We start from the raw sequence: 20,237 nt of genomic DNA on the forward strand, positions 1-20,237 counted from the left end.
TATGGCCAAAGACGGTTCTAAGACCATCAAGGTCGCGCTCGCCGGCGCCGGCGCCTTCGGCATCAAGCATCTCGACGGCATCAAGAACATCGACGGTGTCGAGGTGGTGTCGCTGGTCGGGCGCCGCTTCGACCAGACCAAGGAAGTCGCCGAAAAATACGGCATCAAGCACGTCTCGACCGAACTCGCCGACAGCCTGAAGCTGCCGGAGGTTGACGCCGTCATTCTCTGCACGCCGACCCAGATGCATGCGGCGCAGGCGATCGACTGCCTCAAGGCCGGCAAGCATGTTCAGGTCGAGATCCCGCTCGCCGACTCGCTCAAGGATGCGCAGCAGGTCGTCGAGCTGCAGAAGGAGACTGGGCTGGTCGCGATGTGCGGCCACACCCGCCGCTTCAATCCCAGCCACCAGTTCGTGCACAAGAAGATCAAGGCCGGCGAATTCCACATCCAGCAGATGGATGTGCAGACCTACTTCTTCCGCCGCACCAACATGAACGCGCTCGGCCAGCCGCGCAGCTGGACCGATCACCTCTTGTGGCACCACGCCGCGCACACGGTCGACCTGTTCGCCTATCAGGCGGGCTCGCCGATCGTGAAGGCCAATGCTGTGCAGGGACCGATTCATCCCAACCTCGGCATTGCCATGGACATGTCGATCCAGCTCAAGGCCGCCAATGGCGCGATCTGCACCTTGTCGCTGTCGTTCAATAATGACGGCCCGCTCGGAACTTTCTTTCGCTACATCGGCAACACCGGCACCTATATCGCCCGCTACGACGATCTGGTGAACGGCAAGGAAGAGAAGATCGACGTCTCCAAGGTCGACGTCTCCATGAATGGCATCGAGCTGCAGGACCGCGAGTTCTTCGCCGCCATTCGCGAGGGCCGCGAGCCCAACGCCTCCGTGGCCCAGGTGCTGCCCTGCTACCAGGTGCTGCACGATCTCGACGAGCAGCTCGCCAAGGGCTGACACTATCCCTCCTCGCGTGGTAGGCGCGGGGAGGGGACTTCCCAGGCGCGGCCCCGTGGCCGCTTATGGCGCCTTGGACGGCTTCAACTTCGGCAGCGTCGCCACGATCTTCTGCTTGCCGTCGACGATCTCGGCCAGGAAGCTCTCCCGGTCGATGTCGCCGTTCTGGTCCCAGCTTGCCTCCATCAGCATGCCAGGTGCCTTGTCCGGCGTCAGCGTCAGCCCTTTCATGGTGGCGCCGAAGGCGTGGCCGTCGAACTTGCCGATCATCTCGGTGACGTATTTGACGAGATAGACCGCGGTATAGCCCTTGATGCCGTTATGGTCGGGCCAGTAGCGGTAGCGCTCGTTGAACTTCTTCGCAAAGGCCTGGATGGCTGGGACCGGCGCATCCGCGCTCAGGCCGACATGGCCGCGCACGCCGTTGGCGGCGGGGCCTGCGAGCTCCACGACCTTCTGACTGAGCAGCGTCGTCTCTCCGAACAGCGGCACCGACAATCCCTGACGTTTGGCCTCGATCAGGAAACGCGCGCTTTCTTCCTCGTTGGTGTAGACGAAGATCGCGTCGGCCTTGACGTTCTTCAGCTTGATCACGTCCGAGCCGAAATCGACCTGGCCCTGTTCGGTCGAGATGTCCGACACCACCTCGATGCTGCGGGCCTTCATCTCCTTGACGAAGCTGTCGCGGCCGCCTTTGCCGAAATCGTTATTCACCCAGACCACGGCGACCGATTTCACCTTCAGCTGGTCGTGCAGATAATTGGCGATCTTCGGCATGCTGAACTGCTGGCCAAAGGCGGTACGGAAGATCCAGGGATTGCCTTGCGTGGTGATATCGGCGGCCTCGGCGCCGACGATCTGCGGCACCTCCGCCTGCTGGGTCAGCGCCATGTTGACCTTGACCGAGCCGGAGTAGATCGGACCGAGTACGACGTAAGGCTCGCGGTCGAGCACCTTCTGGACCTGGGCGCGGGAGACGCCGGGATTGCTCTGGGTGTCGAGATGCTCGGTCGTGATCTTGCGGCCCAGGATACCCCCCGCACTGTTAATCTCGTCGACGGCAAGCGCGACGCCGTCGCGCCAGTTCGTCCCCGACACCGCGCCTGGGCCCGACAGCTCGACGACGTCCGGAATGTAGACAGTGTTCTCGGCATGCGCATGAAAGCCCCACAGCGAAGCGGCCAGCGCAACGCCGCTCAGTCGTCCCAGATGTCTCACGATATCCTCCCCCTTGTTTTTTGCTTATGGTGACGAACTCATCGGTATCTCTGCAAAGCCCAGCAGCCGCGATGGCGTTCGCCATAGCAGCCGATGCTGGTCGTTGGGATCTGGAAAGATCTCGGTGATGCCGGCCAGCAGCGGCCCGTAGTCGAGCCGTTCGGGCGCACGCAAGAAAGGCCAGTCCGAGCCCCAGACGCAACGATCGAGCGTGAAGGCATCGACGAGCGCGGCGATGAACGGCCACGTATCGGCGTAGGGATAGGGCTGCCGCGCGAACTTGTAGTAGCCGGATAGCTTCACATAGGCATCACGCTCGCGGCCGAGTGCGAGCAGCGCCTGGAAGGCGGCGCGCTTCAGCCCGTGTTCGACGGCAGGCCGGCCGCAGTGATCGAACACGAGACGGACTTTTGACCTTTCAATGAGCGGCAGCAAGTCGAGCAGTTGATCCTGCTCGACCTGGACCTGCAGGAACAGGTCGAGGTCGGCCAGCTTCTCCAGCAGCGCTGCGGCATCGCGGTAATAGGCGGTGCCATGAAACGGCACGTTGAAGGCGACGCCGATGACGCCGGCGGCCTTGAGCCGCTGCAGCTCCTTGATCTCGACGTCCTTCTCGACGACAGCGACGCCCTTGAACCGCCCGTTTCCGAGTCCGAGCGTATCGAGCAGGATGCGGCTGTCCGAGCCATAACCCGAATTCGTCGCGACGATCAGCGCATGGCGCACGTCGAAGACATCGAGTACGCGGATCAGATGCGCAGCAGTAGCGATCTCCTGACCGGTTGGACGGTAAGGCGTGTCCGGCGCGTAAGGAAAGCGCGCGGGGTCGATGGCGTGGATGTGGCAATCGATCCTGGGGCCTGCCGGAAGTGCCATGGTCGAGCCCTCTCTGACCGACGTTCAGAACGTCGCCTGAATTGCCTTGATCAGTTCGGGCGTGACGTCGGGCAGCACCCCGAACCAGGCCTGGAAGGCGAGGCGGGCCTGGTTGAGCAGCAGGCCGAGCCCGTTCACCGTCGTGCAGCCGCGCCCGCGCGCGTCCGCGAGGAAGGGCGTCTCCAGCGGCGTGTAGATCAGGTCTGCCACGAGCGTCTTGGCTGAGAGCCGCCCCAGATCGATCTCCAGCGCCGGCTTACCGATCATGCCGCGATCGGTGCTGTTGATCAGCAGCGCGACGTCGGCCACCGCCGCCGAGCGGTCCTTCCACGCCACCGTGCTGATCGCCGACCCGAACTCGGCCGCAATGGCCTGTGCCTTCTCGGCGGTGCGGTTGCTGATGCGGATGTCGCGGGCGCCGTTCTCCAGCAGCGCCACCACCACCGCGCGCGCAGCGCCGCCGGCGCCGAGCAAGAGAATAGGACCTTCGTTGGCGCGCCAGTCCGGCCTGGCGTCGCGCAGACTCTGGACAAAGCCGTTGCCGTCATTGTTGAAGCCGCTCAGCGTGCCGTCGGATTCGACGACAATGGTGTTGACGGCGCCGATGCGGCGTGCGGTTTCGTTCACCCGATCGAGCAGCGGCATCGCCGTCTGCTTGTGCGGCATGGTGACGTTGCAGCCGCGAAAGCCGAGTGCCACCAGTCCTGCGAGCGCATCCTTCAGCCGCTCCGGCTGAACCGCGAGCGGCACATAGGCGCCGCGCAGGCCGTGCGCGTTGAGCCAGAAATTGTGGATCGTGGGGGAGCGGGAGTGAGCAACGGGCATGCCGATGACGCCGGCCAATCCGAATCCGTTCGCGTGCAACATGGTTGCGCTATGATCTCCCACCCTTCAGACCTCGGCCTGTCCCGGCCAATGTGAAACCGTCTTATGAGCAATGACGCGCACAGGCAATTGAAACATTCGGCCACAAATCCTTGTCGCAATGCAGCGCATCATGGCTCAATGTCCAGTTCATGGGCGTCATCGCGTGACCCGCCCCCTGGGCAAAGCCAGGGGTGATTTCTATGATTGCGCAAGTCTGCCTCGACGACCGTCCGCCGGACCCAAAGGATCGCCATTGACTGTCCGATCTCCGCCACCCGTGGCAACAGAAACCTTCACCGACGCGGCCGCCGCGGTGGCCCGGCTCGAGGAGATCTACGAGCGCAATACCGCTTTCCTGCGCGGCCATTTCGAGGCCTATGCCAACGGCGTCGTGCCGGCGACACGGATCCGCGCCACCTATCCCTTCGTGCGGCTGACCACCGCAAGTCACGCCCGGCTCGACTCGCGTCTCGCCTACGGCTTCGTTGCGGGTCCTGGCGTGCACGAGACCAGCGTCACGCGGCCGGACCTGTTCCGATCGTACCTGACCCAGCAGATCCGCCTGCTGATCGAAAACCACGGCGTACCGGTCGAGATCGGCGAGTCGGCTGAGCCGATCCCGGTCCATTTCGCCTATCGGCGCGACATCAACATCGAGACGGCGCTGCCGCATCACGAGAGCCCGCTGGTGACGCGCTCCTTGCGCGACGTGTTCGACGTGCCGGATCTGTCGACCATGGACGATGCGATCGCCGACGGCACGCTCGAGCTGACGCCAGGCATGCCGGAGCCGCTGTCGCTGTTTCGCGCCGCGCGCGTCGACTACTCGCTGCGCCGTCTCTATCACTACACCGGGACCGATCCCGACCACTTCCAGAACTTCGTGATCTTCACGAACTACCAGTTCTACGTCGATGCCTTCGCGGATTGGGGCCGTCAGCAGCTCGCGGCGGGGCAGGGCGCCGCCGAGACGTTCGTCGAGCCGGGCAATGTCATGACGCGCAATGCGCGGCTTGGCGGCGGCACCACGGGCGCGGTGCCGGCGCGCACGCCGCAGATGCCGGCCTTTCACCTGGTCGAGCCCGGGCACCAGGGCATTACCCTGATCAACATCGGCACCGGGCCCTCGAACGCACGCAACGTCACCGACCACATCGCGGTGCTGCGGCCGCATGCGTGGCTGATGGTCGGCCATTGTGCGGGTCTTCGCAACACGCAGCGGCTCGGCGACTATGTGCTGGCGCACGGCTATGTCCGAGAGGATCATGTGCTGGACCAGGAGCTGCCACCCTGGGTGCCGATCCCGGCGCTTGCGGAGGTGCAGGTCGCACTGGAAGAGGCCGTCGAGGCGGTCACCGGCTTTTCCGGTTTCGAGCTGAAGCGGCTGATGCGCACCGGCACCGTCGCCAGCGTCGACAATCGCAACTGGGAGATCAGCGGTCCGGCGGTGATCCGGCGGCTGTCGCAATCGCGCGCCATCGCGCTCGACATGGAGTCGGCAACGATCGCGGCCAATGGCTATCGCTTCCGCGTGCCTTACGGCACGTTGCTCTGCGTGTCCGACAAGCCGCTGCATGGCGAGATCAAGCTCGCCGGCATGGCGGGCGACTTCTATCGGCAGCGCGTCGGCCAGCATCTCCAGATCGGGCTGAAGGCGCTGGAGCTCCTGAAACACCAGGAGTCGGAGCGGCTGCATTCGCGCAAGCTGCGCAGCTTCGCCGAAGTCGCATTTCAATAGCGGCCCGTGGCCGCCTGGGATCAGCGGCCCCGGCGCCCGTCGAACGCCTGACGCGCCTGCTCGACCTCCGGCATCTTGGCGATGGTCCAGGCGTAGAGCGCGCGGAACGGTGGCTGCAGGGTACGGCCGAGCGGCGTGATCTCGTATTGGACCGCGACCGGCGAGTCCGCGATCACCTCGCGGGCGACGAGGCCGTTGCGCTCCAGCCGGCGCAGGCACTGCGTCAGCGCCTTCTGGGTGACGCCCTCGAGCTGCTTCTTGATCGCGTTGAAGCGCAGTGGGCCGGAGTCGAGCACCGCCAACACCATCATCGACCATTTGTCGGCGATCTGGTCGATCAGCACCCGGCTCGGGCATTCCGACGAGAAGTGCTGCGGCTTGCAGCGGAGCGGGGCGGTCTCTGATGTCGACGTGGCGGTCACGACAGCGGTTTCCTCGGATATACCTGAGCGACTTTGGGTGCCTGATTGACTTCAGGTTTACGAAGTATACTGGAACGGTTCCGAACGCAATGGAGCCCTCTGAATGTCCGATCTCGATACCAGCGTGCTGTTTCGTCCCTTCCGCCTGAAGACGCTGGAGCTGAAGAACCGCATCGTCATGGCGCCGATGACCCGCAATGCGGCGCCGAACGGCATTCCCGGCGAGGCCAACGCCGCTTATTACCGCCGCCGCGCCGAAGGTGGCGTGGGGCTGATCCTCACCGAGGGCACGGTCGTCAACCGCCCGGCCTCGCGCAACGAGCCCAATATTCCCTTCTTCCACGGCGATGCCGCGCTGGCCGGCTGGCAGAGCGTCGCCACGGCCGTGCACGCCGCCGGCGGCCGCATCGCGCCACAGATCTGGCACACAGGCTCGACCAAGGGCATGAGCCGCTGGGAGCCCGATGCGCCGGTCGAGAGCCCGTCCGGGCTGGTTGCGCCGGGCAAGCCGCGCGGCAACGCGATGAGCGAGAACGACATTGCCGACACCGTTGCCGCCTTCGCGCAAGCCGCGGCCGATGCCAAGCGGGTCGGCTTCGACACCGTCGAGATCCACGGTGCGCACGGCTATCTGATCGATGAGTTCTTCTGGTCCGGCACCAACAAGCGCGAGGACCGCTATGGTGGCGCCACCATCAAGGAGCGCTCGCGCTTCGCTGGCGAGGTCGTCGCCGCGATCCGCAAGGCGGTGGGTCCCGATTTCCCGATCATCCTGCGCGTCAGCCAGTGGAAGCAGCAGGACTATGCGGCGCGCCTCGCAGAGACGCCGGCGCTGATGGCCGACTGGCTGCAGCCGCTGGTCGCGGCCGGCGTCGACATCCTGCACTGCTCGCAGCGCCGTTTCTGGGAGCCGGAATTCCCGGACGTGGACGGCGAGAAGGGCCTGAACTTTGCCGGCTGGGCCAAGAAGATCACGGGGGCTGCGACCATCAGCGTCGGCTCGGTCGGCCTGTCCGATGAATTCTTCTCGGCGTTTGCCGGCAAGCCGTCGACGACGGCCGATCTCGACGCGCTGCTGGAGCGCATGGCCAAGGAGGAGTTCGACCTCATTGCGGTCGGCCGCGCGCTGATCAGCGATGCCGAATGGGTCGCGAAGATCAAGTCCGGCGACAAGGCGGGCCTGAAGGGCTTCAGCGCGGCGGATCTCGGCGCGCTGGTGTAAGCTCTTGTCGACCCGTTGGTGCCCCTCGCCCGGCGCAAGCGGGGCGAGGGGGCGTACCGTCAGCGAGGCGCGAGCTCGAGCCTGCCATCCCGTCCTTGCGACGGACTAATGCACCGTCAGCTCGAGATACATCGGGCTGCGGAAGGTCGAGGACGGCATCCAGGGCAATTGCTCCTGGGTGCGGCGATAGTCCGGCACGACCTTGTGCAGCTCGTCGAACGCGATCCTGATCGCCATGCGCGCGATCGCCGATCCCAGACAGGCGTGCACGCCGCCGCCGAAACCGAGATGGCCGCGCGGTTTCCGCGCGATGTCGTAGACATCCGGATTGGGAAACTGCCGCTCGTCGCGGTTGGCGGAGCCGTAGGCGAGGCAGACGAAATCGCCCTCGCGCATGGTCTGGCCGTGCAAGGTGACGTCCTTCTGCAGGCAGCGGCGGAAGCGCTGCGCCGAGGTGTTGAAGCGCAGCGACTCTTCCACGGCGTCCGCCATCAGGTCGGGATTGGCGACGACGGCCCGGCGCGCCTCGGCGTGATCGGCGAGATTGTAAGCCAGCATCGTCATGAAACCGCCGAGCGACTCGATGCCGGCCATGATCAGCGTTGTCGTCGTCAGCAGCACCTCGCGCTCGTCGAGCTTGTCGCCGTCGATCTCGGCCATGCTGAAATGCGAGATCAGGTCGTTCTGCGGCCGAGCGCGGCGCTCTGCGATGATGCCGGCTGCATAGTCCTGCATCCAGTTGTAGGCTGCGAGGTGCTGCGGTCCCTTGGCGCGGCTCACCGGATCGCTCTGCACCATCAGCACCGCCTTGTCGCGCACAGTCTGCTCGTCGCCGAGCGGCAGGCCGAGCGCGGCGAACAGCACGCGCACAGTGAATTTCGAGGAGAACGCCTCGATGAAGTCGAACCGGTCCTGGCCGCGCAGCGCCTCGGCGCAGTCGCGCGCGATGTCGCGGATCGGGCCTGACAGGCTTTCCAGATTGCGCTTCATGAAGGCATGCTGGACGAGGCCGCGCAGCCGGTCGTGGCGCGGCGGGTCGGTGGTGCCGAGCGTCGCGCCGGCACGGTTCGGCAGCTCGGTCATCAGGTTGCCCTTGGCCGACGAATAGGTCTGCCAGTTCGTTCCGGCCGCCGCCACATCGGCATAGCGCGACAGAATCCACACCTGGGCCTGCGGGCTCCAGAAGCATGGGTGCTCGTCGCGCAGCGTCTTGTAGAATGGGAACGGGTCGGCATCGACCGCAGGCGAATACGGGTCGAACGCGAACATGTTGGGCCTCCTCTCCATTGAGTGTGGTCGTTGTTGTTCTTTTCACTGATCTAGCCGAGCCGTGGCCGCGGCGTGAGACACGAAAGCCGGCCAAGACTTGTACTTTTCCGACATTCAGGGTTAGCTCTCGCTCATGCCCCGCTTTCGCACCAAGCCGTCGATCCCCGCGTTCGCGCTGTACGGCGAAGCGTCGGCCGCGCAGCCGGACATGCTGCATGTCGAGCCGATCCAGGTGCGCAGCAAGCTCTATCGCTGGGAGATCGAGGCGCATACGCACCAGGGCCTGCACCAGATCCTCTGGGTCGCTGCCGGTCCAGCCGAGATCGCCTTGGACGAAAGCCGCGAGCGCTGTACCGGCCCGGTCGCCGTGATCATTCCGCCCGGCGTGGTCCATGCCTTCCGCTTCTCGCGCGACACCGACGGCTATGTGCTGACGTTCAATCCGCGGGCGGTGGTGGAGGGCGATGTGCCGGCGACCGGCGAGGCGCTGCGCGACCTGTTCGCAACCGCGCAGATCCTGCATCTCGATGCGCAGGCGGTCGCGACGCGGCGCATCGCCGCGCTGTTCGTCGACCTCGCCGACGAGTTCGCCGCGGCCGATTCCGCGGCCTCACCGGTGCCGCATTGGCTCGGTCGCTCGATCGTGTGGCGGCTGGCGCAGCAGAGCGCGCGGCAGTCGCAAGGCGCGCGGCGCGGCAGCGGGCATGCGGCGCTGTTCACCCGCTTCATCGTGCTGGTCGAGGCGCATCACCGCGATCACTGGTCGGTGGCGCGCTACGCCGACGAGCTCGGCATGACGCCGGAGCGGCTCAATCGGTTGACGCGGGCTGAGACCGGCCAGTCCGCGCTCGACATCGTGCATGCGCGGCTGGCGCGCGAGGCGTGCCGGCGGCTCACCTATATTGCAGCGCCGGTGTCGAAGCTGGCGTTCGAGCTCGGTTTCAAGGACCCGGCCTATTTCTGCCGCTTCTTCAAGCGGCACACCGGGACGAGCCCGCGCGACTATCGCCGTGCGATGGGGGTGGGGGACGGCGCGGCGCCGCCGTAAGGGTGATCGGCGCCGCCCGATACCACCTTCGCATTCGTTTTGCATCGCGGCATGGTGTCGGAAAAGTGCAAGAGAATGCCGCGTCCATCCAAGTGATCCCAGCACATTCCTTGCTAAAATCAGCGATTGAAAAGCATACCCAACAAGCCTGCGTCTGCGAATCCGGGAGAACACGCCCATGAAAGTCCAAGTCTGCATCATCGGCGGAGGCCCGTCGGGCCTGATGCTGTCGCAGCTCCTGCACCTGCAGGGCATCGATACGATCATCCTGGAGAAATCCAGCCGCGACTACGTGCTGTCGCGCATCCGCGCTGGCGTGCTCGAGCACGGCTTTGCCGAGCTGATGCGCGAGGCGCAGTGCGGCGAGCGCATGGACCGCGAGGGCGAGATTCATCACGGCTTCTACATCGCCCATGACGGCAAGCTCGACCGCGTCGACCTGCACAAATATTCCGGCGGCAACTCGGTGATGGTCTACGGCCAGACCGAGCTGACGCGCGATCTCTACGAGGCCCGCGACAAGCTCGGCGGCAAGGTCGTGCACAACGCGACCGACGTGACGCCGCACGACATCGCCTCCGACAAGCCTTACGTCACCTACCGTCAGGACGAGGAGGTCGTCCGCATCGACTGCGACTACATCATCGGCGCCGACGGCTTCCACGGCGTCAGCCGCAAATCGATCCCGCACGACAAGCTGACGGAATACGAGCGGGTGTATCCGTTCGGCTGGCTCGGCGTGCTGTCGCGCACCAAGCCTGTGTCGCCGGAATTGATCTATGCCAAGCACGAGCGGGGCTTTGCGCTGTGCTCGCTGCGCTCGCAGGTGCTGAGCCGCTACTATGTCCAGGTGCCGCTGACCGACAAGGTCGAGGACTGGAGCGACGATGCGTTCTGGGAGGAGCTGAAGCGCCGGCTGCCGGCCGAGATCGCGGCCAAGCTGATCACCGGACCGTCGATCGAGAAGAGCATCGCGCCGCTGCGCAGCTTCGTCGCCGAGCCGATGCGCTACGGCCGGCTGTTCCTCGCCGGCGACGCCGCGCACATCGTGCCGCCGACCGGCGCGCGCGGGCTGAACTCGGCTGCGTCCGACATCTACTATCTCTATCATGCGCTGCTCGATCACTACAAAAAGGGCGACGACCGCGGCATCGACGGCTATTCGCAACGGGCGCTGGCGCGGATCTGGAAGGCGCAGCGCTTCTCCTGGTGGATGACGACGCTCTTGCATCGCTTCCCCGACCGGCTGTCCTACGACGACAGACTGCAGGACACCGAGCTCGCTTATCTGTTCTCGTCGGAGGCCGCGCAGCGGTCGCTGGCGGAGAACTATGTCGGACTGCCTTTCTAGCGAGGTCAACGCGACGCGTTTCGCCTGCGCTGCTTGATGGCACCACGCATCAGTCGCCTCGCTGTCGTCCCGGCGAACGCCGGGACCCATACCCCCAGGGAGCGGTTTGAGGCAGGCTGGCGATTGGCTTTGTGCCCATCATGACTGCCGCGGAGTATGGGTCCCGGGTCGGCGCCGTGACGCGCTTCGCGCCTCACGGCTTGCCCGGGACGACGGTTGGGATAGATCGGATTCACGTCTCAAACAGCGCAGGCAGGACGTGGCAACGCGGTCTCGCGGCACATGATGCCCGAGGTCTGCGATCAACTCGCCCCTCCCATAATCGAGAGGGCGCAGGGAATGCCGGGTGAAGGCCTCACCCATGGCCCGCCTGCGTAAGAAAATGCAGGCGGCAGGTACCACAGGTGCAGCCGAACACTCCGGCATTCCCTGCGCGGCAGTCTCACGCTTATACGCAGTCTCCCTGGTGCGCCGGGCTTTCTGGCCACCATGATCCGCGCGGCGCCTCGAGCGCCGTCGCGAACGTGACACCAGCATCGGGGTGTCAGGACGCTGCGACTTCACGTCCGCAAGAGATCGCTCGTCCGCATGCTCTCGCGAGCCTGCTCTCGAACTCTCGCGGCCACCGCATCCCCGCCTCGCGTGTCGTGACGATCGCGCGCAACGCCCCTCTCGTTGAGGCGGGATGGCCGGAGATAAGCACATCTTCCGATAAGACGAAAGAGATATTTTCTGAAAAGCGGAAAATTTTCGAAGGGGGCCGGGCAGATCGCGTTCAATGCCGCGCAGGAACGTCGGCTGCCCGCGAGCCCCATGAGCAGGATGCAGCATGTTGATCGAACACGCGACCGTCAGCCCCGTCACCGCTCCGCGGCCGCTTGGAGGATGACGCCGTGTTTCGCTGGTGCAACTTCGCTCAGCTCGAGATCGGGGGACAGATGATCAGGGCGCGCTGTTGGATTAGCGCCAACTGCTAAAGTCTGTCGGCCTCCCCGCGCGCCCTGAAAAATGAGTTGCGCACCTCAAAAACCGCGCTATGGTCCTCAACCCAAAGGGGAGGATCATGAACGCGCCGCTGACATTGCGGGATATTGCGCGGCAGGCGGGCGTGAGCCTCGCCACCGTCGACCGCGTGCTGCACAACCGGCCGGGCGTGCGCCCGGACACGGTGCGGCGCGTCAAGGATGCGATGGCGCGCAGCGCGTTCCAGCCGCATGCGGCGGCCTCCGAACTCGCCCGTGCCCGCTCGCGGCGCTTTGCCTTCGTGATGCCGTCCGGTGCCAATCCCTTCATGCAGCAGATTCAGGCGCATCTCGGCGAGTTGGCGAGCTGGATGGCCGCGCGCCGTCTCTCGGTCGATGTCGTCACGACGGACGTGTTCGATCCGGCTGTGCTGGCCGGCAAGCTCGAAGATCTGGTCGGTCGCGTAGACGGTGCGGCGGTGGTGGCGCTCGACCATCCGAGCGTGCGAGCCGCGATCAATGATCTCGTCGAGTCCGGCGCCAAGGTCGTGACTCTGGTCTCCGACGTGCCGTCGTCGCGGCGGCATCATTATGTCGGCATCGACAACATCGCCGCTGGCCGCACCGCGGGTGCGCTGGTCGGACGCTTCGCCGGCGGCAGGGCGGGGCGGGTCGCGATCATGGCCGGCTCGCAAGGCCTGCGCGATCATGCCGAGCGCATCTTCGGCTTCGGCCAGGTTCTGGCGGCGGAGTTTCGGCAACTTGAGGTTTTGCCGGTTGCTGAGGGGCATGATGTGGACGATCGCTCAGAGCACCTCATGCGCGAGCTGCTGACCGAGTATCGCGACATCGTCGGGCTCTACAATGTCGGCGCTGGCACGGCCGGCGTCGCCAAGGCGCTGACCGAGTCGGGGCGGGCCGATGACATCGTGTTCGTCGGCCATGACGTGACGGCGCTGACGCGCAAGCTGCTGTTGAACGGCGTGATGGATGCGGCGATTTCGCAGAACCCGGGACACGAGGCGCGCTCCGCGGTGCGCGTGCTCCTGGCGCTGGCGCGCGGCGAGCCGATCTTGAGCGAACAGGAGACGATCCGCATCGACATCGTGATGCGGGACAATCTGCCGTGAGCGGGTGGCCGCGGTGACGCGGTCGGCCCGAACACGGAACGAGAAACGACCGAGGCGCTGGTTTCGAGGCGACGCAGATCGCCGAGGCGCCTGGCGGTCCGTGTGGGAGGAGTGGAGTCGTGTTTCTCGGACTGGATGTCGGCACATCCGGCGTGAAGGCCGTGCTGGAGGACGAGACGGGCGCGCTGATCGCGAACGCCTCGCGTCCGCTGTCGCTGTCGCATCCGCAGCCGCTGTGGTCCGAGCAGAATCCGGATCACTGGGTCGAGGCCGTCATCGGCGCGGTGGATGATCTCGCGCGTGAGCGTCCGCGTGAGACGTCAGCGGTGCGCGGCATCGGCTTGTCCGGCCAGATGCACGGCGCGACCTTGCTTGGTCGCGACGGCCGGCCGCTGCGTCCCGCGATCCTGTGGAATGACGGCCGCTCGCAAGCCGAATGCGCCGAGCTCGAACGCCGCTGCCCCGAATTGCACACGATCGCCGGCAATCTCGCGATGCCCGGCTTCACCGCGCCGAAGCTCGTCTGGGTGGCGAAGCACGAGCCGAAGATCTTTGCAGAGGTCGCGACGGTGCTGCTGCCGAAGGCCTATGTGCGCTATCGGCTGTCCGGCGAGATGGTCGAGGACATGTCGGATGCGGCCGGCACCCTGTGGCTCGACGTCGGAGCGCGGCGCTGGTCGGAGAAACTGCTGGCGGCGACCGGGCTCAGTCTCGATCACATGCCGCGCCTGGTCGAGGGCAATGAGCGCAGTGCCGTGTTGTCGCCCGAGCTGGCGCGGCGCTGGGGCATGGGCGCCGATGTCGTGATCGCAGGGGGCGCCGGCGACAACGCGGCGAGCGCTATCGGACTCGGCGCCATCCGGCCTGGCGATGCCTTCCTGTCGCTCGGCACATCAGGCGTGCTGTTCCGGGTAACCGACCGCTTCGCGCCGGCGCCGGAAGCGGCCGTGCATGCGTTCTGCCACGCGCTCGGCGGGCTGTGGCATCAGATGGGCGTGATGCTGTCGGCCGCGGCCTCGCTGGCGTGGCTGGCGCGCATTCTCGAGACGCCGGAAGCCGCGCTGCTGGCGCCGCTCGGCACGCGCGTCGAACGTCCGAGCCCGGTGCAGTTCCTGCCTTACCTCGACGGCGAGCGCACCCCGCACAACGATGCCCATGCCGCCGGCGCCTTCGTCGGCCTGCGCAGCGCCGCCGGCCGCGGTGATCTCGTGCAGGCGGTGCTTGAGGGCGTGGCGTTTGCCTCACGCGACATGTTCGCCGCGCTCGCGCGTAGCGCGCAGCCGATCAAAGAGCTCGATCTGGTCGGCGGCGGCTCGCGCTCCTTGTTGTGGGCACAGATCATGGCCGACGTGCTCGGCGTCACCGCGCACCGGGTCGAGGAGGGCGAGGTCGGCGCCGCCATCGGCGCCGCGCGGCTCGGCCGTCTCGCCGCGACCGGCGCAGCACCGGCCGATGTCTGCCGCAAGCCGCAGCGGCTGCAGAGTTTCGAACCCCGCGCCACGCAGCGCGCGGCATACGACGCCGCCTACGCGCAATGGCGCAAGCTCTATCCCGCTCTCAAGGAGTAAACCCTCGTGAACGTCCAGGCTCCCTTCTTCCAGACCGGCGCAACCGTCACCTATGGCGGGCCCGAGTCGCGCAGCCCGCTGTCGTTCCGCTGGTACGACAAGGATCGCGTCATCCGGGGCAAGCGGATGGAGGATCATCTGCGCTTCGCGGTCTGCTACTGGCATTCGTTCTGCTGGCCGGGCAGCGATCCGTTCGGCGGCGAGACCTTCCTGCGGCCTTGGCAGCACGGCGATGATGCGCTGGCAATGGCGCGCGCCAAGGCCGACGTCGCGTTCGAATTGTTCCGGCTGCTCGACGTGCCGTTCTTCACCTTCCACGACGTCGACGCCGCGCCGGAAGGCGCGACGCTGAAGGAGTCGGTCGCCAATCTCAACGTCATCGCCGACCTGTTCGAGCAGAAGATGGCCTCTGCGAAGGTGCGGCTGCTATGGGGCACCGCCAACCTGTTCTCGCATCGCCGCTACATGGCGGGCGCCGCGACCAATCCGGACCCGGACGTGTTCACCTACGCGGCGGGACAGGTGCGTGCCGCACTCGAGGTGACGCATCGTCTCGGCGGCGCCAACTACGTGCTGTGGGGCGGCCGCGAGGGCTACGAGACGCTGCTCAACACCGACATGAAGCGCGAGCTCGACCAACTCGGCCGGTTCGTCTCGCTGGTCGTCGAGCACAAGCACAAGATCGGCTTCAAGGGGCCGCTGCTGATCGAGCCGAAGCCGAAGGAGCCGACCAAGCATCAGTACGATTTCGACGTCGCCACCTGCTACGGCTTCCTGCGGCGCTACGATCTGCTCGACGACGTCAAGCTCAACATCGAGCAGAACCACGCCATCCTCGCCGGCCACTCGTTCCAGCACGAGATCGCGCTGGCGCAGGCGCTCGGCGTGTTCGGCTCGCTTGACATCAACCGCGGCGACGATCTGCTGGGCTGGGACACCGACCAGTTCGCGATGAACGTGCCGGAGCTGGCGCTGGTGTTCCACGACATGCTCAAGGGCGGCGGCTTCACCACGGGCGGGCTGAACTTCGATGCCAAGATCCGCCGGCAGTCGATCGATCCGGATGATCTGCTGCACGCCCATGTCGGCTCGATGGACGCTTGCGCGCGTGCGCTGATCGCCGCCGATCAGATGCTCGAGGACGGTGCCCTGACGGCGCCGCTCGCGCAGCGCTACGCCGGCTGGGACGGCGAGGAGGGGCAGGCGATCCTCGCCGGCCGCCGCTCGCTCGCCGAGCTCGCCGACCGCGCCGTCAACACCGGCCTCGATCCGCAGCCGCGCTCCGGCCGGCAGGAATATCTCGAAAGCGTGGTGAATCGCTATGTCTGATGACAGCAGCCTGCGCACGATGACGAATGAGGCTGAGCGAGCCATGATGAGCACCGCCGCGCAGCCAGTCTTGGAGCCAGTCTTGGAGCTCAAGGGCCTCGGCAAGCAGTTCGGCGCGATCCGCGCGCTGCACGGCGTCGATCTTTCGATCGACGCCGGCGAGGTCGTCGGCCTGATGGGCGACAACGGCGCCGGCAAGTCCACCCTGGTGCGCATCATCGCCGGCAATTTTCCGCCGAGCCAGGGCACCATCCGTTTCGGCGGCCGCGAGGTGCATTTCCATCGTCCGATGGATTCGCGCAGCGTCGGCATCGAGGTCGTCTACCAGGACCTGGCGCTCGCCAACAATCTCACCGCCGCCGCCAACGTGTTTCTCGGTCGCGAGCTGAAGCGCAATTTCGGCCCGCTGGTGCTGCTCGACCACAAGGGCATGGAGGCGCGCGCGCTCGAGCTGTTCCGCGAGCTGCGCTCGGAGACACGCCCGCATGATCTGGTCAAGGACATGTCGGGCGGCCAGCGCCAGGCGGTGGCGATCGCGCGCACGCGGCTGTCCAATGCCAAGCTCGTGATGATGGACGAGCCGACCGCGGCGATCTCGGTGCGCCAGGTCGAGCAGGTTCTGAGCCTGATCCATCGGCTGAAGGAGCAGGGCATCGCCGTCATCCTGATCTCGCACCGCATGCCCGACATCTTCGCGGTGTGCGATCGCGTCGTGGTGATGCGTCGTGGCGAGAAGAAGGCCGACAAGCCGGTCGGCGAGACCAGCCCCGAGGAAGTGACTGCGCTGATCACCGGCGCCAAGGAGGCGGCGTGATGTCCGTTCCATCCGAGACCCGCTCCGCCGGCACCGAAGTCACCTTCACCAATGTCGGCGCCATCAGATGGTGGCACCGCGGCGTGTTCGCCTCGCAGACCGCTTATGTCACGCTGGCGCTCATCGCCCTCATCATCGTGATGAGCTTCGCCAGTCCCTATTTCCTGACCGAGGGCAATCTGCAGAACGTCGCCAAGAACTTCTCCTTCATCGCCATTGCGACGCTCGGCATCACCTTCGTCATCATCACTGGCGGCATCGACCTGTCGGTCGGCTCGATGATGTGCTTCGCGGCGATGATCACCTCGATGGTGATGACGACGCTGTCGACACCGGGGATGCCGCTGTCATCGCTGTTCGTGCATCTCGCCGCGGACGGCAAGACCGTGGTCGCCAACGTGCCCGGCCTGATCCTGATCGTCTCGGTGCTGGCAGGCCTTGCGGTCTCGCTCGTCGTCGGCCTGATCAACGGCGTCTGCATCGCCTTGCTCGGGCTGTCGCCGTTCGTGACCACGCTCGGCATGCTGTCGATCGTGCGCGGTCTCAGCTATGTGATCTCGAACGGCAAGGGCAGCTTCCCCGGCGGCCCCGACGCCGATTATTTCTATGCGTTGACGCAGGGCGATGTCTACGGCGTGCCGGCGCCCTTCATCTATCTGATTGCGTTGGCGCTGGTGATGGCGCTGGTGCTGCACCACACCGCGTTCGGCCGCCACGTGTTCGCGATCGGTGGCAACGAGAAGGCGGCGGAGCTGACCGGCGTCTCGGTGCCCCGCGTGAAAATCGAGGTCTATGTGATCGGCGCGCTCGCCGCCGGCCTGCAGGGCATCATCATCTCCGGCTGGCTCGGCTCCGCGCCCGCCAACATGGCGACGTCCTACGAGCTCAACGTGATCGCGGCGGCCGTGATCGGCGGCGCCAACCTCGCCGGCGGTCTCGGCGGCCCGCTCGGTGCCATCGTCGGCTGCGTGCTGCTCGAGGTGATCAGGAACGGGCTGGTGCTGGCGCAGGTCAACTCCTACTGGCAGCAGACTCTGGTCGGCGTGATCATCATCGCCGCCGTGCTGGTGGACCGCATCCGCGCACGCCTGCTGTGACGAATACTGGCCGGGATGACAAGCGCGTCTATCCTCACCCGGAACAGACAATCATCAGGGATAGACATGGAGGAGGGAAACCCATGAAGAAGCTGCTCTATGCGGTCGCATCGCTCGCGATCATGCTGGCCCCGGCGCAGGCCGAGACCAAATACCGCTTCGCCATCGTGCCGAAGGCGATGAACAATCCGTTCTTCGACGTCGCGCGCGACGGCTGCCTGAAGCGCGCCAAGGAGCTCGGCAATGTCGAGTGCATCTACAAGGGGCCGGTCGAGCACGAGCCGGCCACGCAGGCGCAGATCATCCAGGACTTCGTCACGCAGAAGGTCGACGGCCTGGCGATCTCGGTGGCCGACGTCGCCGCGATGACGAAGTCGATCGAGGCGGCGACCGCAGCCGGCATTCCGGTGATCACCTTCGATGCCGATGCGCCGGGCTCCAAGCGCATCGCTTATATCGGCACCAACAACAAGGATTTCGGGCTGGCGCTCGGCAAGCAGCTGCTGCAGCTCCGACCCGACGGCGGCAAATATGCCGTCGTCTCCGGCGGCCCCGGCGCCAAGAACCTCGCCGAGCGCGTCGATGGCGTGCGTGAGGCGCTGAAGGGCTCGAAGTGGACGGAGGTGGCGGGCTCGCCGACCTTCTGCAACGATGATCCCGCGCTCGCCGTCCAGCAGATGGCCGATCTGCGCACCGCGACGCCGGATCTCGGCGCCATCGTGCCGATCGGCGGCTGGCCGATGTTCGCGCCCGAGGGCTACAAGGCCTTCGTCAACAAGAACCGCAAGGACATCGACGCCGGCAAGCTGACGCTGGTCGTCGCCGACACGCTCAAGATGCAGCTCGAACTGTTGCGTGACGGCTATTCCAACGCGCTGACCGGCCAGCGTCCGTTCGAGATGGGCGAGAAGGCGATGGACACGCTGCTCGCGATCAAGAAGGGCGAGAAGGTGCCGGACGTGATCTACACCGGCCTCGACCTCGTCACCAAGGACAACGTCGCCAAGCTTCTGAACTGAGTTCCTCCCGGGGAAAACCTGGCGGTCCGGCAACCGGCTTCGGCCGGCGGCTGGGCCGCCCTTTTTGTTTGGGATGCTTTTGTCGTGTGGAGCGGGCACCAAAGACGGCCTGCGTTTGCGTTGTCTCGCTCCACGAAGACGCTGCTGATCGTCTCCACAACACTGTCATCGTCCGCGACGGCGGACGATCCAGTATTCCAGAGACGGTCGTGGGCAATCGAGACGCCGCTGCGTGCTGGATCATCCGCCGGAGCCTGTCATTGGGCTCGCCGAAGGCGAGACCCGGTGGCGGATGATGACAGTGCGGGCAACACGGGCCCGGACGATTGACAGGGGGATATATCTGACTAAAGTCAGACATCATGCTCGACCCCATCTCTCGCGTCCGCCGCTTCAACCGCGCCGTCACCTCGGAGGTTGGCGCGCTCGACACCTCGTTTCTCGGGCGCCGGCGGCCGCTCGGGGCGGCCCGCGTGCTCAATGCGATCGGCCATGGCCGCAGCGACGTCGCCGATCTGCGCGACTATCTCGCGCTCGATTCCGGGCTGATGAGCCGGCTGCTGCGCAGCCTGGAGGAGGAGGGGCTGGTGACGACCAGGCCGCATCCCGACGACGCACGCCGCCGCATCGCCAGGCTCACGGCCGCCGGCCGGCGCGAATTCGAGGCCTATGAGACGCTCTCCAACGCCCAGGCCGAATCGATGCTGGCGCGTCACGCCCAGCCCGAGGCGCTTTTGGCGGCGATGGACCTGGTTGCGGCCGCGCTGGGACGCAGCCGCATCGCCATCGAGGAGACCGATCCCAGGAGCGAGCAATCGCGCTATTGCCTCGGCGAGTACTACGCCGAGCTGTCACGCCGTTTCGAACGCGGCTTCGACGTTTCGCTGTCGCGCGATCCCGACGCCGCCGACATGACGCCCCCGCGCGGCGCCTTCTTCGTCGCGCTGTCCGACGGACTGCCGCTCGGCTGTGTCGGGCTGAAAGGGACTGGCGGTATCGTCGCCGAGATCAAGCGGCTGTGGGTCGCGCCCGCGGCGCGCGGGCTTGGCCTCGGCCGCCGCCTGATGGATGCGGCCGAGGACGCCGCGCGAAAGCTGTCGATCACGACGCTCCGCCTCGACAGCAACAGCGCGCTGACCGAGGCCGTCCAGCTCTATCGCCGCACCGGCTGGACCGAGATCGACCGCTTCAACGACGATCCGTATCCGGATCTGTTCTTCGAGAAGCAGGTTTGAGGTCGATCTCCCGTGACGCTCGGCGCTCGTGCATCGGGCTTCAGGAACGCGAGCGCCTTGTGGTCGGCGAATTGCTAGGGGACCTCTGCGACGGACCCC

17 protein-coding genes are annotated in these 20,237 nt (G+C 66.0%); 12 read left to right on the forward strand and 5 right to left on the reverse strand.

Translation table 11 applies throughout. The features are described from left to right. Nucleotide 1 precedes the first annotated feature (1 nt). Complete coding sequence (locus QW868_RS20115) at nt 2-973, forward strand: Gfo/Idh/MocA family oxidoreductase (RefSeq protein ID WP_316231302.1); 972 nt, start codon at nt 2-4, stop codon at nt 971-973. Nucleotides 974-1,036: 63 nt separating this feature from the next. Here the strand turns inward: QW868_RS20115 and QW868_RS20120 are convergent, their stop codons facing one another. From QW868_RS20120 to QW868_RS20130, 3 genes are read right to left on the reverse strand one after another with little or no spacing between them, the layout of a single operon-like run. Continuing rightward, a complete protein-coding gene (locus QW868_RS20120) occupies nt 1,037-2,191 on the reverse strand; it encodes an ABC transporter substrate-binding protein (RefSeq protein ID WP_316231303.1) in 1,155 nt (384 codons plus the stop codon). Nucleotides 2,192-2,215: 24 nt separating this feature from the next. Beyond that, nucleotides 2,216-3,067, reverse strand: coding sequence for an amidohydrolase family protein (locus QW868_RS20125; RefSeq protein ID WP_316231304.1), 852 nt, complete (start codon nt 3,065-3,067; stop codon nt 2,216-2,218). Nucleotides 3,068-3,091: 24 nt separating this feature from the next. Continuing rightward, the gene (locus tag QW868_RS20130) at nt 3,092-3,934 is read right to left on the reverse strand and encodes a shikimate dehydrogenase (RefSeq protein WP_316231305.1); all 843 of its coding nucleotides are present in this window, start codon (nt 3,932-3,934) and stop codon (nt 3,092-3,094) included. A gap of 253 nt (nt 3,935-4,187) precedes the next feature. Between QW868_RS20130 and QW868_RS20135 the strand changes: the two genes are divergently transcribed. After that, nucleotides 4,188-5,672, forward strand: coding sequence for an AMP nucleosidase (locus tag QW868_RS20135; protein ID WP_316231306.1), 1,485 nt, complete (start codon nt 4,188-4,190; stop codon nt 5,670-5,672). Nucleotides 5,673-5,692: 20 nt separating this feature from the next. Here the strand turns inward: QW868_RS20135 and QW868_RS20140 are convergent, their stop codons facing one another. Continuing rightward, complete coding sequence (locus QW868_RS20140; protein ID WP_315741221.1) at nt 5,693-6,016, reverse strand: helix-turn-helix domain-containing protein; 324 nt, start codon at nt 6,014-6,016, stop codon at nt 5,693-5,695. A gap of 181 nt (nt 6,017-6,197) precedes the next feature. Here QW868_RS20140 and QW868_RS20145 point away from each other — a divergent pair, with 181 nt between their 5' ends. Then, nucleotides 6,198-7,316: an NADH:flavin oxidoreductase gene (locus tag QW868_RS20145; RefSeq protein ID WP_316231307.1), complete on the forward strand. Its 1,119-nt coding sequence runs from the start codon at nt 6,198-6,200 to the stop codon at nt 7,314-7,316. A 105-nt stretch (nt 7,317-7,421) separates the two neighbouring features. Here QW868_RS20145 and QW868_RS20150 read toward each other — a convergent pair whose 3' ends face one another. Beyond that, nucleotides 7,422-8,585, reverse strand: coding sequence for a cytochrome P450 (locus QW868_RS20150; RefSeq protein WP_316163504.1), 1,164 nt, complete (start codon nt 8,583-8,585; stop codon nt 7,422-7,424). Nucleotides 8,586-8,718: 133 nt separating this feature from the next. Between QW868_RS20150 and QW868_RS20155 the strand changes: the two genes are divergently transcribed. The 9 genes from QW868_RS20155 (at nt 8,719) to QW868_RS20195 (ending at nt 20,138) form a co-directional block, all read left to right on the forward strand. Then, nucleotides 8,719-9,633: a helix-turn-helix domain-containing protein gene (locus QW868_RS20155; protein WP_315779450.1), complete on the forward strand. Its 915-nt coding sequence runs from the start codon at nt 8,719-8,721 to the stop codon at nt 9,631-9,633. A 178-nt stretch (nt 9,634-9,811) separates the two neighbouring features. Then, nucleotides 9,812-10,984, forward strand: a complete 1,173-nt coding sequence (pobA, locus tag QW868_RS20160; protein ID WP_315741202.1) for a 4-hydroxybenzoate 3-monooxygenase — start codon at nt 9,812-9,814, stop codon at nt 10,982-10,984. Between the two features lie 1,063 nt (nt 10,985-12,047). Continuing rightward, nucleotides 12,048-13,076 carry a LacI family DNA-binding transcriptional regulator gene (locus QW868_RS20165; protein WP_315741203.1) on the forward strand — a complete coding sequence of 343 codons (1,029 nt, stop codon included), beginning with the start codon at nt 12,048-12,050 and terminating at the stop codon, nt 13,074-13,076. A 119-nt stretch (nt 13,077-13,195) separates the two neighbouring features. Then, nucleotides 13,196-14,644, forward strand: a complete 1,449-nt coding sequence (xylB, locus tag QW868_RS20170) for a xylulokinase (protein WP_316231308.1) — start codon at nt 13,196-13,198, stop codon at nt 14,642-14,644. Between the two features lie 6 nt (nt 14,645-14,650). Beyond that, entirely contained in the window at nt 14,651-15,973 is a 1,323-nt protein-coding gene (gene xylA / locus QW868_RS20175; protein WP_316231309.1) for a xylose isomerase, read from the forward strand. A gap of 46 nt (nt 15,974-16,019) precedes the next feature. Next, nucleotides 16,020-16,787, forward strand: coding sequence for an ATP-binding cassette domain-containing protein (locus QW868_RS20180; RefSeq protein ID WP_315779455.1), 768 nt, complete (start codon nt 16,020-16,022; stop codon nt 16,785-16,787). After that, entirely contained in the window at nt 16,787-17,884 is a 1,098-nt protein-coding gene (locus QW868_RS20185) for an ABC transporter permease (protein WP_315773080.1), read from the forward strand. The genes QW868_RS20180 and QW868_RS20185 overlap by 1 nt, the downstream gene beginning before the upstream one ends. A gap of 83 nt (nt 17,885-17,967) precedes the next feature. Continuing rightward, on the forward strand, nt 17,968-18,903 hold the full coding sequence (locus QW868_RS20190; protein ID WP_315758434.1) for a sugar-binding protein: 936 nt from the start codon (nt 17,968-17,970) through the stop codon (nt 18,901-18,903). Between the two features lie 362 nt (nt 18,904-19,265). Further along, complete coding sequence (locus QW868_RS20195) at nt 19,266-20,138, forward strand: helix-turn-helix domain-containing GNAT family N-acetyltransferase (RefSeq protein ID WP_316231310.1); 873 nt, start codon at nt 19,266-19,268, stop codon at nt 20,136-20,138. Nucleotides 20,139-20,237: the final 99 nt, after the last annotated feature.

The sequence above is a fragment of the Bradyrhizobium sp. SZCCHNR1051 genome (assembly GCF_032489615.1).
Taxonomy (GTDB): Bacteria; Pseudomonadota; Alphaproteobacteria; order Rhizobiales; family Xanthobacteraceae; genus Bradyrhizobium.